This window comes from Hafnia psychrotolerans (genome assembly GCF_014639435.1).
GTDB classification, from domain to species: Bacteria; Pseudomonadota; Gammaproteobacteria; order Enterobacterales; family Enterobacteriaceae; genus Ewingella; species Ewingella psychrotolerans.
Genome location: NZ_BMFZ01000003.1, coordinates 120,819 through 133,805, shown reverse-complemented (window position 1 = coordinate 133,805; position 12,987 = coordinate 120,819). Strand labels below are relative to the sequence as shown.

Annotated in this window: 10 protein-coding genes; 6 read left to right on the top strand and 4 right to left on the bottom strand. The window is 51.9% G+C overall.

The annotated features are described in order from the left end of the window. Positions 1-22: 22 nt before the first annotated feature. From IEV89_RS06460 to IEV89_RS06445, 4 genes are all read right to left on the bottom strand, one after another. A complete protein-coding gene (locus IEV89_RS06460; protein ID WP_188471656.1) occupies positions 23-2,128 on the bottom strand; it encodes an EAL domain-containing protein in 2,106 nt (701 codons plus the stop codon). Positions 2,129-2,626: 498 nt separating this feature from the next. After that, the gene (locus IEV89_RS06455; protein ID WP_188471654.1) at positions 2,627-3,364 is read right to left on the bottom strand and encodes a carbonic anhydrase; all 738 of its coding nucleotides are present in this window, start codon (positions 3,362-3,364) and stop codon (positions 2,627-2,629) included. 44 nt (positions 3,365-3,408) lie between these two features. Next, positions 3,409-3,834 carry a DUF1090 family protein gene (locus tag IEV89_RS06450; protein ID WP_188471652.1) on the bottom strand — a complete coding sequence of 142 codons (426 nt, stop codon included), beginning with the start codon at positions 3,832-3,834 and terminating at the stop codon, positions 3,409-3,411. 218 nt (positions 3,835-4,052) lie between these two features. Beyond that, positions 4,053-5,084, bottom strand: coding sequence for a LacI family DNA-binding transcriptional regulator (locus tag IEV89_RS06445; RefSeq protein ID WP_188471649.1), 1,032 nt, complete (start codon positions 5,082-5,084; stop codon positions 4,053-4,055). Positions 5,085-5,353: 269 nt separating this feature from the next. Here IEV89_RS06445 and ascF point away from each other — a divergent pair, with 269 nt between their 5' ends. The 6 genes from ascF to IEV89_RS06415 all read left to right on the top strand — a co-directional run bounded on the left by ascF (position 5,354) and on the right by IEV89_RS06415 (position 12,980). Next, positions 5,354-6,829, top strand: coding sequence for a PTS cellobiose/arbutin/salicin transporter subunit IIBC (gene ascF / locus IEV89_RS06440; RefSeq protein ID WP_188471647.1), 1,476 nt, complete (start codon positions 5,354-5,356; stop codon positions 6,827-6,829). 20 nt (positions 6,830-6,849) lie between these two features. Then, positions 6,850-8,280 carry a 6-phospho-beta-glucosidase gene (locus IEV89_RS06435; protein ID WP_188471645.1) on the top strand — a complete coding sequence of 477 codons (1,431 nt, stop codon included), beginning with the start codon at positions 6,850-6,852 and terminating at the stop codon, positions 8,278-8,280. Positions 8,281-8,444: 164 nt separating this feature from the next. Continuing rightward, entirely contained in the window at positions 8,445-9,677 is a 1,233-nt protein-coding gene (locus IEV89_RS06430) for a nitrate regulatory protein (protein WP_188471643.1), read from the top strand. 312 nt (positions 9,678-9,989) lie between these two features. Beyond that, positions 9,990-11,252: a CmpA/NrtA family ABC transporter substrate-binding protein gene (locus IEV89_RS06425; protein ID WP_188471642.1), complete on the top strand. Its 1,263-nt coding sequence runs from the start codon at positions 9,990-9,992 to the stop codon at positions 11,250-11,252. Between the two features lie 12 nt (positions 11,253-11,264). Continuing rightward, the gene (gene ntrB, locus IEV89_RS06420) at positions 11,265-12,173 is read left to right on the top strand and encodes a nitrate ABC transporter permease (RefSeq protein WP_188471640.1); all 909 of its coding nucleotides are present in this window, start codon (positions 11,265-11,267) and stop codon (positions 12,171-12,173) included. A gap of 9 nt (positions 12,174-12,182) precedes the next feature. Then, positions 12,183-12,980, top strand: coding sequence for an ABC transporter ATP-binding protein (locus IEV89_RS06415; RefSeq protein ID WP_188471638.1), 798 nt, complete (start codon positions 12,183-12,185; stop codon positions 12,978-12,980). Positions 12,981-12,987 lie beyond the last annotated feature (7 nt).

The window sequence follows — 12,987 nt, the reverse complement described above, 5'->3', positions numbered from 1 at the left end:
AACGCCTCTTTCTTATGGTCTACTATGTGGGCTGACCTGAAGGATCAATGGGTGAGAATCCCATCAACCGTGTCTCAGACGGTTGTGGACGACCAAAAAAATAGCCCTGGAACAGTGAACAGCCTTCTTCTTTCAGGCGACGGAACTGCTCACCCGTCTCAACGCCTTCGGCGGTAATTTGAATATCCATGCTACGGCTCATGCCGGTGATGGCACGGATGATCGCCAGTGCTTCTCTGCTTTCGTGCATGTCATTGATAAATGATTTGTCGATCTTGATTTTGTCGAACGGAAATGAGCGCAGGTAACTCAACGATGAATAACCGGTGCCAAAGTCGTCCAGAGCGATACGGACACCCAATGCTTTAATTTTTTCCAGTGTCGACACGTTGCTGTGGTTATTCTCGAGCAGCACAGACTCTGTGACTTCAACTTCCAGCCGGTGCGGTGCTAATCCAGACTCCTCCAGTGCTGTTTCGATAAACGAAATTAATGCGCTATTTTTGAATTGTACCGGTGAGAGGTTAACCGCAATGGTTTGCTCACCTACCCAACTGGCGGCTTCCTGGCATGCCTCATACAGCGCGAAGGCACCGATGCTGTGAATCAGTCCTGTTTCTTCGGCAATCGGAATAAAATCCATCGGCATGATCAAACCATTCACCGGATGGTTCCAGCGCATCAATGCTTCATAACCCGTGATGTCGTTATGGTCGCTGTCGGTGATTGGTTGATAATAAAGCCGCAACTGTTTACCGGTAATCGCGTCACGTAAGTCCAGTTCGATGTCACGTCGTTTACGGGCTGCTTCGTCCATTTCTACCCGGAACAATTCATAGCGGTTGCGGCCGTTACGCTTAGCTTCGTACAGTGCCATGTCGGCGCAGCGCAGCAGATACTCTGCTGCATCATCACTGTTTTCCGCGATGGCAATCCCTACGCTCAACCCGACGGTGAGAGAATGCCCTTCAATATTAATGGGGGGATTGACGGCCTCGATCAGACGTTGAGCAATCTCGTGGGCTTTTTCGGCATACGGAAGATTGGGCAGAACGATAGCAAATTCATCGCCTCCGACGCGCGCCAGCGTGTCTTCTTCGCGCAGCACAAAGCGTAACCGTTTGGCGATACCGCGCAGCAGCTCATCACCAATCTGATGGCCAAGGGCATCATTGACATTCTTGAAGTTATCCAGATCCAGGCAGAGCGTGGCGGTGAGTCGGTTGGATGATTCCGACAAATGCAGCGCTTCATGCAACCGCTGGCTGAACAACACGCGGTTAGGCAGGCTGGTCAGGTTGTCATGATGGGCCATGTGATGAATCCGTGCATGGGCCGCGTGCTGATCGGTGACATCGTCGGCTATCATCAAAACGTAACTGGTTTGCGCGTCGCTACCGTTGATGACCGATGCGGTGGTCTGCAGGGTGCGTGGACCAATCGGCGTGACCAGCTGTAGCTCACTTTTGTGCCGACCTTCAGAGCGGAGGCATTCGTCGGACTGCTTGTTCAGATAATCACTGATCCCGCGGCTGAGGCAATCCTGCGGACGTTTACCTATCATCTGTTTGCGCGATGTCCCCAGCAGCCGTTCTGCCTGGTGGTTGACCAGCAAAATTTCACGCGAAACAGCATTTTTAACAATAATCGAGGAAGGAATGTTGGCGATCACCGTGTCGAGAAATTGCGACAGCGCTATCATCCGCTCATTGTTGGCTTCGGCGTGAGTTTTGGCTGCCAGTAATTGCTGCTCATACTGACGGCGTTCGGTAATGTCACGGGTCACTTTGGCAAAGCCAATCAGTACACCCGCTTCACGCACGGCTTCAATAATTACATTGGCCCAGAACTGACTCCCATCTTTACGTTGTCGCCAGCCCTCAGTTTCATAACGACCTACGCTGCGGGCGGTTTCCAAACCCTGTGCAGGTGCCCCTTTATTTTGGTCTTCCTGAGTGTAGAAACAGGAAAAATGTTTGCCCACAATTTCATCACGCAGGTAGCCTTTAGTGCGTTGTGCGCCGGTATTCCAGTTGGTGACAACCCCCTCTGGGGTGAGCATATAAATGGCATAATCTTCCACGCTTTGAACCAGTAACCGATACATTACATCAGAATCTACGTTCATTTTATTTGCCTGATAGCGGACCACCATGGTTCAGAATCCTCCCAAACCAAGGTCCGGCTTTGATTTACGTCTGTCCCGACGCATTTTGCTGTGTTGTGTAGCCAGACGTGAGCATAAGAAAGTGCGAGTCGCGCCCGGAATTGGACTGTAAAGTGTTTATATTTAGACTGTCACAGAATCACCCCCTAACTTAAAGGAAATTAACTTCGCCGGGCGTATGTGACAGAAAGAGAGTATCGGCTAATTTCTTAATAACTTTAGGGGTATACAAATTTTTTTCAGATGTCTGGCGAATGAAGATCAAGCAGTGATATATGCAGGATGCACAATACCCTTTTCTCATTGTTATTTATAATATGTCAGATGCCATGCTGGGGCAGGGCGTTTGATAACCGGTGTTAAACTCGACAGCAGGAAATGAGACGACAGTCATGGGGTTACTGTCGTCTTTTGTCTTCGGTCGTTTTGAAAAACCACTAAGATAACGCGCAATACCTGTTAGTCGTCGAGAACCACGCGACCATGTAAGTCTTGCAACGGACGGTTATTAGCATGATTTATGGCAGAAGTGAACCAGGTGAGTTGCTCAGTTGATAGCGTCAGAGGTTGTTTCACCACCATCCAGCGAACGCCTTCAGTACATGGCGGTGTCGTCAGAGATCCAGTGTAACGATAGTGAGCGAGACTCTCGGGTAATAACCGCTTGATATCTACTTTCTGCTTCAGAACCACTGTCTCGCCAATATCATCCGGCAGTTGTCGTGATATTTGTGTCAGCGCAGGGTTGGCTTTGCCGATTTCAAACATCACTGCAACGACAGCAATTTCGCCGTCAGCATCCATATTGACAAAGTGTGCTTCCAGCGGGAAGGATTTACCGTTGATGGTATTTTCACTGGGAGAGTGGAAATGGAATTGCTGCAGGGTAAACTCCTCGCCGTCTAGCCGGATAAAGTCGCCTTCCTGCACGTTGGCCTGAATGCTGTGGCCATTATTGATGAGGCTTATCGGCGGCATTTTGTAATTAATATGCAGAGGTCGTGCATGGACCTTCATCGACTTATGGATATTGATCGGGGACTGATTTTTGCCCTTTTCACACAGCATGTAATCTGGGCTAAGTTTCGACCAATTTTGAGGAGAACCTTCCCCTTCGTATGACCAGTGTGCAGGTTCATTTGCCAATACGTTACTGGTAAATACCACCATACTGATGGCTAATAGTGCTGATTTCATGAAATTTCCCTTTCATCTTTCACAATAAATAAAGCCGCGTTAAATCAATATTTGTTCAGTCTTTTTGCATCATTTTGGGCTTGTTGTAATGCGTCCCTGGCGGCTTTCAATTTGAACTTCTTTTCTTCGACTTTGTGGCGTTTTTGATCAATCTTCGAACTCCGTCCTTGAGCCTTTGCTTCATCAAGCTCATTTTCTGCTGACTGAAGATCATGCTCCGCATTTCTGAGCCTCTGCTCTTTCTGTGAAACTTGCTGTTCTGCTCTTTTTCTTTGCTGAGAATCATTACAATACGTATTGACATCGGACAGGGCCCTTTTTAACCCTCTTTCTGCGTATACATTTCCGCTAGCTTCTGCTGCCTCGATTTTTTGTGTTATATCCGCTTTGCGTTCTGCGCAGCTGTTGGTTGCCGCATAGCTGCTGAAAACAAACCCGAAAAGAACAACTGATAGAAAAGCCTTTTTCATAAATCCTCATATATCCTTATAAAGAGTGCGTATTCTAGGGTTCTATATCCATTTATGCCTAGTGGGAATATTCTGTATTTTTGTTAAAAAGTGGGGCAGTTCACAATAAATGTGTGCATAACTCTTTTATTAATATAAATAATTTAAGATGACGAAGTCTCATCATGCATGCACTTGCTCCACGGCAATACTCGAAGGTTAAACCCATTAACCAGCAGCTATTGGGCTTCAGCCGGCGTGAAAAAGGGACCGTTGTTGACTGAATCTCTGAGCAGCAGTTCTGATATGAACACATTATCGTTAGACAAATACCCACCATCGAGCATCGAAATAATCTGATTAATCACTTCATTGACCATATCGCTGACCGGATCTTTCACACTGGATAGCGCCGGAATAAGAAACGGCGCAGTCGGAATATTATCAAACCCGATCACCGAAACGTCAGCTGGCACGGCTATTCCGGCTTCACTTAATTTCTTCATTACACCAATCGCCATTTCATCGTTGCTTGCCAGCACGGCACTAAAAGGTATGCCTGCCTCCAGCAGCGTGCTGATGGCTGCTGCACCGCTGGCTGGTGACCATTTACCCTGTACGATCAGCGCTTCCTGAACCGGTAAATCGCACGCTGCCAATGCTTCTTTGTAACCGGAAAGACGTTCGATGGCCGTCGGGGAGTCCAGGGAGCCAGTAATAAAGGCTATATCCCGGTGGCCGCGTTCAATTAACGCTTTAGTGGCATTGAAACTAGAGCCCTGGTGGTCACAATAAATACAATGGCTCTGGTGCTTTCTCAGTTTACGGTTCACCACCATGACGGGCTTTTTATATTTATCGATAATAGCGTCCATTTTATCGATAGATAAAAAACGCGGATAAATAATGATGCCGTCACAGCCTAAGTCATGGAGAAACTCAATAGCTTCTTGTTCTTCTGCGGCGCTGTTTTTCCCATCCACCAGGATCAGCTTGCGCCTGTTGGCATCCAGTTTTTTAGCCGCCTGAGAGATCAGTTCACTGAAGTAATTACCGTGATACAACGTATTAGTGACCACCAGCCCAATACACATGGATTTACTGGTTGCCAGGTTGCGAGCCAGTAAATTCGGGCGGTATCCCGTTTCTTCAATGGCCTTAAAAACCTGATCCTTGGTTTCCTGACTGACATAACCTTTCCCGGAAAGCACGCGTGAAACCGTGGCTTTCGAGACGCCTGCTCTGGAGGCCACTTCCTGCATTGTCGACATCCGGCATACCTGAAAGAGAAAAATGATTCGCTATTCTACACATTTCGTCAGTTTTTCGATGATTTCGACATCGAATGCATGCGCATAGGGATCGTCATCACAAAAATGGAATAGCCTTATCAATATTTGTTGAAGTCAGAAAGAGAACTGCACATTCTCGTGTGTAACCGGTTACCTATCATTTCAGAAACAAACTAAAAACCACAAAAAATAGGCATATCGGGAATAGCATAATTCATAACCCTATGAACTTTAGAGAGTTACTACTCATGCCTAAGAATTTTGCAGCAATATCGCAGTTAATTGTCGAAGCTATCGGCGGTGCGGGTAACGTGGCGGCGGTTACGCACTGTATGACGCGTTTACGTTTTGTTCTCAACGACGAATCTTTGGTGGATGGCGATAAACTCAAGGCCATCACCGGCGTCATGGGCGTGGTGCGCAATGACACACAGTGTCAGGTGATCATCGGTAACAACGTGGCACAGGCTTACGCCGAAGTGTTGAAGCTGCTGCCCGACGGGCTGTCTGGCGCAAGCACAGCACCGGTCAAAAACAAAATCACCTTAAAACGCATCGGCGCAGGTATTCTCGACGCGTTAATCGGCACCATGTCACCGCTGATCCCAGCGATTATTGGTGGCTCGATGGTGAAACTGCTGGCGATGATGCTCGACATGAGCGGCCTACTTGAGAAGGGCGCGTCGACTTTGGTGATCCTCAACACCATCGGCGACGGTGCGTTCTTCTTCCTTCCTGTGATGGTCGCGGCCTCGGCGGCGGTAAAATTCAAAACCAATATGTCGCTGGCGATTGCCATCGCGGGGGTGCTGTTGCATCCGGCATTTATCGATCTCATGGCAAAAGCCGCGCAGGGACAGAAAGTCGAATTCATTGGCATTTCCATTACAGCGGTCAAATACACCTATACCGTGATCCCTGCGTTATGCATGACCTGGCTGCTGTCCTACATCGAAAAATGGGTTGACCGCATCACGCCGGTGGTCACCAAAAACTTCCTTAAACCGATGCTGATTATGCTGATTGCTGCACCGATCGCCATCATATTGATTGGTCCGTTGGGCATTTGGATCGGCACCGGGATTTCCGCCGTGGTGTATACCGTTCACAGCTACCTCGGTTGGTTATCCGTTGCCATCATGGGTGCGGCCTGGCCGCTGCTGGTGATGACCGGCATGCACCGTGTATTTACCCCGACCATTATTCAGACCATCGCCGAAACGGGCAAAGAAGCCATGGTGATGCAGTCCGAAATTGGCGCCAATCTGTCTCTGGGAGGCTCATCGTTGGCGGTGGCGTGGCGCACTAAAAACCCTGAACTGCGCCAGACTGCACTGGCTGCGGCGGCGTCGGCCATTGTCGCCGGGATTTCCGAACCGGCGCTGTACGGCGTCGCGTTGCGCTTAAAACGCCCACTGATTGCCTGCTTAATCAGCGGTTTTATCTGCGGCGGCGTTGCCGGTTTCGGCGGGCTCGCCAGCCACTCAATGGCTTCTCCAGGGCTGTTTACCAGCGTTCAGTTCTTCGATCCCTCGAATCCGATGAGCATCGTCTGGGTGTTCGGTGTGATGGTTTTGGCGATTGTCGTCTCGTTTGTGACCACTTTGCTGCTTGGGTTTGAAGATATTCCGGTCGAGACGCCGCAGTCTAAAGACGACAAGGCGACAGACGCCTCAATGTCCACACCCCTGGCCGTTTCGCAAAGCACTGTAAAAACTCATTAAAGACAGAAGAGGACTTTCTCATGGCAGTATCACCATTTCCCGACGGTTTCTTATGGGGCGGCGCAATTGCTGCTAACCAGGCCGAAGGTGCCAGTTTTGAAGGCGGAAAGGGGCTGACGACGGTCGACATGATCCCGCACGGCGCGCATCGGCTTGCCGTTAAAATCGGTCAGGAAAAACGTTTCACGCTCAAAGACGATGAGTTTTATCCGAGCCATCAGGCGATTGATTTTTATCATCGTTATAAAGAAGACATCGCGCTGATGGCGGAAATGGGGTTCACCGTCTTCAGGACGTCAATTGCCTGGAGCCGCCTCTATCCAAACGGCGACGAACTGACACCCAACGCGGAAGGCATCGCGTTTTACCGCGACGTGTTTACCGAATGCAAAAAATACGGTATTGAACCGCTGGTCACACTCTGTCACTTCGATGTGCCGATGCATCTGGTGGTCGAATACGGGTCATGGCGCAACCGCAAAATGGTCGAGTTCTTCTCCCGTTATGCACGCACGTGTTTTGAAGCCTTTGACGGGCTGGTGAAATACTGGCTGACCTTCAACGAGATCAACATCCTGCTGCACAGCCCTTTCTCCGGAGCTGGCCTGGTGTTCGAAGCGGGTGAAAATCAGGAGCAGGTCAAATATCAGGCCGCTCACCATGAGCTGGTCGCCAGCGCACTGGCGACCCAAATTGCCCATGAAGTCAACCCGAAAAATCAGGTCGGTTGCATGTTGGCGGGCGGGAATTTCTACCCGAGAACCTGCGAACCGGAAGATGTCTGGGCTGCGCTGCAAAAAGATCGCGAGAACCTGTTCTTCATCGACGTACAGGCGCGCGGCGCGTATCCGTCCTACACCCGACGCTTCTTCGCCGAGGCGGGCATCACCATCGTGAAAGAAGCGGACGACGACGAAATCCTCAAAAACACCGTCGATTTTGTGTCATTCAGCTATTACGCCTCTCGCTGCGCCTCGGCGGACATGAACGACCACAACAGCAGTGCGGCCAACATTGTTAAATCGCTGAAGAACCCGCACATCGAAGCCAGCGAATGGGGCTGGGGCATCGACCCGCTCGGCCTGCGCATTACCATGAACATGATGTACGACCGCTACCAGAAACCGCTGTTTCTGGTGGAAAACGGCCTCGGCGCGAAAGATGAAATCAACGCACAGGGCGAAATTGTTGATGATTACCGCATCAGCTACCTGCGCGAGCACATTAGGGCAATGGGCGAAGCCATCACCGACGGTATCCCGGTGATTGGCTACACCTCATGGGGCTGCATCGATCTGGTCTCTGCTTCCACCGGCGAGATGAGCAAACGCTACGGCTTCGTCTACGTCGATCGTGACGACCATGGACACGGCACGCTGGAAAGAAAGAGAAAGAAATCGTTTTATTGGTTTAAAAAGGTGATTGCGAGTAACGGGGCGGACTTAGATTAACCTCGTCTGAATACCTTGTTGTTCTTTAGGCTGTTTCTTCAGCAAGGCTGCGTTGAAGACACGGGCTATCAATCGATGGAGCGCATCCTTGCGCTCCTCTTACTCCACTCTCCGGCACACTTCTTGCTTATCTCTTGAACCTCTCCATTGCATCCGGTTCCTCTATGGTCCTTTCTGCGCTTGATTTTGTACTGGCATCGAAGAAACGTGAAATTATCGATCTGCAACAGCTGTTGCAGATGGGCCAACTGGTCGGTGCGGTCAGCCAGCTGATTCACGTCCTGCAACGCGAGCGAGGTAGCTCGAACATTTATCTCTGTTCTCAGGGCGAAATATGGGGCGACCAGTTGAGCGAACGGGCATTGCAGGTTCAACTGGCCGAGCAGGCGGTGAATCAGCATCTGATCGCGCTGGACCTCAGCGGTCATGCACTTAATGGACATACCGTGGCGAACGCGTCACGGTTGTTCAGCCGCATTGCCACCGTGTTGCACAGTCTGAGCACATTGCCACCATTGCGCCAACAGATTCAGACGCTGAATATCAGCCAGCCCGATGCGATGAATCACTATAGCGAGGTGATCCGTACCCATCTGGCGTTGGTATTTGAAGCGGCCGACACCTCGGGTGACCCCACGGTTTCACGTGCCTTGCTGGCGATGTTCAGTTTTATGCAAGGCAAAGAGCTGGCCGGCCAGGAACGCGCGCTGGGCGCGGCGGGTTTTGCGGGGCAGTATTTTGATGAGCATGCACATCAGCAACTTCTGGCGCTGATCGAAGGTCAGGAGCGCTGTTTTCAAACCTTCACGGAGTTTGCCGACCCACGCGCTCTGGCACTGTGGCGGCAGCAGATACGTGCCGACAGCAGTGAGTTCGAGCGTTTCCGACGCATCGCCTGCACCTGCACAACAACTAACGCAGAGGCCTGTGATATGGCACTGCGCTGGTTTGATGTGACCACGGTGCGAATCGACGCCATGAAAACTGTCGAGGATGTGCTGGAGGGTATTCTGATGGAGTGCTGCCGCCAGCGGATCCGTGACGCAGAGGTGTCGTGTGCATTGCAGCAGCAGGAGATCGGACAGATGCCTCAGCAGGATAACCACTATGCGGCGCTGATCCCGCCGCAGCTCAGCCGTGCAATCCTCGAACTGGTTGAGCAGCAATCACGCCAGCTACAGGCGCTCGATGCCGAACTGGCAGGGCTTCGCACCACGCTGGCCGAACGTAAGTTGGTTGAACGTGCTAAAGGCTGGCTGATGCAATATCAGGGTATGACCGAACCGCAGGCACACAAAACCCTGCGCGACATGGCAATGAACCAGAATAAAAAGTTGCCGCAGATTGCCGAAGCGATGCTGTCGGTGGCCGAGGTGTTAGCCAGGAAGGGGATATAGTGCCTCATCAGGCAGGGAAGTCACCAGACTACTCCATTCGGAGTAGTTGCACTGTTTATGTGCCATCAAGGTGTGTGTTAGGTGCTAATCCGGTGCACAAAAAGGGGCAATCGACGGTGTGCCATCACTAATTGATTGATTCTAAAGTGCCAGATCAAGTTGGCATAGGGGTTGCATTATCATTAATACATAAGCACTAAGCCAATGGCGGTTTAGTCAGGATCACGGATAAAGGCGTCCGTTAGCGTTCAGGAAACTGAGCGCTAACTGGACGCTTTTTTTTGCTCATTTTTCAACGTACAGGAAGCCGCAATGAAGCAAGATGATAAGAAACCTCTGGGGCAATTTTCCCGCCGCCGCTTTATTGCCGGCAGCGCGGCACTGGGCGGCAGCATGATGATGCCGGGCTTTATGAATAGCGTTTGGGCCGCGGGTTCTGATGCGCCGGAGAAGAAAGAGATCCGCGTGGGCTTTATTCCATTAACGGACTGCGCCTCGGTGGTGATGGCGGCGGTGAAAAAGTTTGATGAGAAGTACGGCATTAAGATCATCCCCAGCAAAGAATCAAGCTGGGCGTCGGTGCGTGACAAACTCGTCTCCGGCGAGCTCGATGCCGCGCACGTCCTGTACGGGTTAGTGTACGGCTTGCAGCTCGGCGTTTCCGGCCCACAGCATGACATGGCGACGCTGATGACAATCAACAACAACGGTCAGGCGATCACGCTCTCCAACCAGATGAAGCAGGCCGGTGTCACCGATGCGGCTTCGCTGAAACACGTCGTCGATGCCAGCGCCAAAGGCACCTATACCTTTGCGCAAACCTTTCCTACCGGCACGCACGCCATGTGGCTCTATTACTGGCTGGCCAACGCTGGCATTCATCCGTTTAACGATGTGCGCAACGTTGTGGTCCCGCCGCCACAAATGGTGGTGAACATGAAAATCGGCAACATGAGCGGTTTCTGCGTCGGTGAACCCTGGAACCAGCGCGCCATTCTTGACAACATCGGCTTTACTGCAGTCACTTCGCAGGAAATCTGGCCGGATCATCCTGAGAAAGTGCTTGGCACGACCTCTTCCTGGGTCGCGGCTAATCCCAACGCGGCCCGCGCGCTGACCGCTGCCGTGTTGGATGCGTCCCGCTGGATTGACACCTCCGATGCCAACCGCATTGAAACCGCGCAGGTTGTGGCGGCGCGTGCCTACATCAATACCTCCGCAGAAACCATTCAGGGACGGATGCTGGGTGATTACGAAAACGGGTTGGGCAAAAAGTGGAAAGATGCCCACAGCATGCGCTTCTTCAACGATGGCGCGGTCAGTTACCCGTATCTCTCTGACGGTATGTGGTTCCTGACTCAGCACAAACGCTGGGGACTGCTCGATGCCGATCCTGACTATCTGGCGGTGGCCAAAAAGATTAACCGCATCGACGTTTACAAGCAGGCAGCGACGGCGGTGGGTGGCATTAATCTGCCATCCAGCGACATGCGCAGCAGCACATTGCTTGACGGAAAAGTCTGGGATGGCAGCAACCCTGCTGAATACGCCAACAGTTTTGCCATGAAACGCTAAGTGAGGCCGATAATGTCTGTTAACGCCAAAACCAATATTGTCGCACTGGGCGCTGAGCCGGAAAGTGCTGAGATCCTCCCGCTCAAACCCGCTGCTGTGGCCTCGTCGGTCGTGGCGACGTCGCCGTTCGGGGCTAAGCTCCGGGCCATTCTGCGCAGCATGATGCAAAAAATCGTTCCGGGCATTCTGGGTGCGATGGTGCTGATTGCCCTCTGGCAGATTGCCGCCCTTAGCAGTAAAGGGTTTCCGACACCGCTGAAAACCTGGGAAGCGGCGAAAGTGATTTTTGCCGATCCCTTTTACATCGCCGGTCCTAACGATATGGGCATCGGCTGGAACGTGCTGGCGTCGCTGAAACGTGTGGCAATCGGCTTCGGGCTGGCGGCGCTGATCGGTATTCCGACTGGCTTCCTGATTGGCCGCTTCCGCTTTGTCGCCAACATGCTCAACCCGATCATCTCATTACTGCGCCCGGTTAGCCCGCTGGCCTGGCTACCGATTGGCTTGCTGCTGTTTCAGCGAGCCGAACCCGCGTCGGCGTGGACCATTTTCATCTGCTCGATCTGGCCGATGATCCTTAACACCGCTGAAGGTGTGATACGTATTCCACAGGATTACCTCAATGTCGCACGGGTGCTGAAACTCAGTGAATTCACCGTCATGCGCAAAATCCTGTTTCCGGCCGTACTGCCTTACATCCTGACCGGTGCTCGTTTATCGATTGGCATTGCCTGGCTGGTGATTGTTGCAGCAGAAATGCTGACTGGCGGCGTGGGTATTGGTTTTTGGATCTGGAACGAATGGAACAATCTGAACGTGGAGAACATCATCATCGCGATCCTGCTGATCGGCGTGGTGGGCATGTTACTGGAACTGAGCCTGATGGCCATTGCCCGCCGTTTTAGCTATGACAACCGTTAGGAGCCAGAGATGAAAAATGACAAAGCCATTATCCGCGTAGAGAACGTGACGCAGAGTTTTCCGACCGCCAAAGGCCCGTTTCTGGCGCTCGACAACGTCAGTTTTGAGATCGCAAAAGGCGAAACCGTCAGCCTGATCGGCCATTCCGGCTGCGGGAAGTCCACCTTGCTGAACCTGATCGCCGGACTGAGCCGCCCGACCGGTGGTGTACTGCTCTGTGATAATCAGGAAATTAACGGCCCTGGTCCTGAGCGTGGCGTGGTGTTCCAGAACCATTCACTGCTGCCGTGGCTGAGCACCTATGACAATGTCGCGCTGGCCGTCCATCAGGTGTTTAAGGGCCAAATGAGCAAAAGCGAGATGCGCGAGTGGATCGAACACAACCTGGCGCTGGTGCACATGAGCCACGCGATGGACAAACGTCCCGGCGAGATTTCCGGTGGGATGAAACAGCGTGTGGGAATTGCCCGTGCGTTGGCGATGAAACCGAAAGTGTTGCTAATGGACGAACCCTTCGGTGCGCTTGATGCGTTAAACCGCGCCCATTTGCAGGATGCAGTGATGGAAATCCAGTCGCGGCTGAAAACCACTATTTTGTTGATCACTCACGACGTTGACGAAGCGGTGCTGCTTTCCGACCGCGTGATGATGATGACCAACGGCCCGGCGGCGAAAGTCGGTGAGGTGTTGCAGGTGGCGCTGGAGCGCCCGCGATCGCGTCTGGCGCTGGCTAACGATCACATGTTCCACCAGTACCGTCAGCAGGTGCTGCAATTTCTGTATGAAAAACACCAGGCTGTGGTCTGAGTCAACT

Excerpts from the sequence above, each read along its gene's own strand:
- IEV89_RS06460 (WP_188471656.1), bottom strand. The coding sequence starts at position 2,128 with ATGAACGTAGATTCTGATGTAATGTATCGGTTACTGGTTCAAAGCGTG.
- IEV89_RS06455 (WP_188471654.1), bottom strand. The coding sequence starts at position 3,364 with ATGAAATCAGCACTATTAGCCATCAGTATGGTGGTATTTACCAGTAAC.
- IEV89_RS06450 (WP_188471652.1), bottom strand. The coding sequence starts at position 3,834 with ATGAAAAAGGCTTTTCTATCAGTTGTTCTTTTCGGGTTTGTTTTCAGC.
- IEV89_RS06445 (WP_188471649.1), bottom strand. The coding sequence starts at position 5,084 with ATGTCGACAATGCAGGAAGTGGCCTCCAGAGCAGGCGTCTCGAAAGCC.
- ascF (WP_188471647.1), top strand. The coding sequence starts at position 5,354 with ATGCCTAAGAATTTTGCAGCAATATCGCAGTTAATTGTCGAAGCTATC.
- IEV89_RS06435 (WP_188471645.1), top strand. The coding sequence starts at position 6,850 with ATGGCAGTATCACCATTTCCCGACGGTTTCTTATGGGGCGGCGCAATT.
- IEV89_RS06430 (WP_188471643.1), top strand. The coding sequence starts at position 8,445 with ATGGTCCTTTCTGCGCTTGATTTTGTACTGGCATCGAAGAAACGTGAA.
- IEV89_RS06425 (WP_188471642.1), top strand. The coding sequence starts at position 9,990 with ATGAAGCAAGATGATAAGAAACCTCTGGGGCAATTTTCCCGCCGCCGC.
- ntrB (WP_188471640.1), top strand. The coding sequence starts at position 11,265 with ATGTCTGTTAACGCCAAAACCAATATTGTCGCACTGGGCGCTGAGCCG.
- IEV89_RS06415 (WP_188471638.1), top strand. The coding sequence starts at position 12,183 with ATGAAAAATGACAAAGCCATTATCCGCGTAGAGAACGTGACGCAGAGT.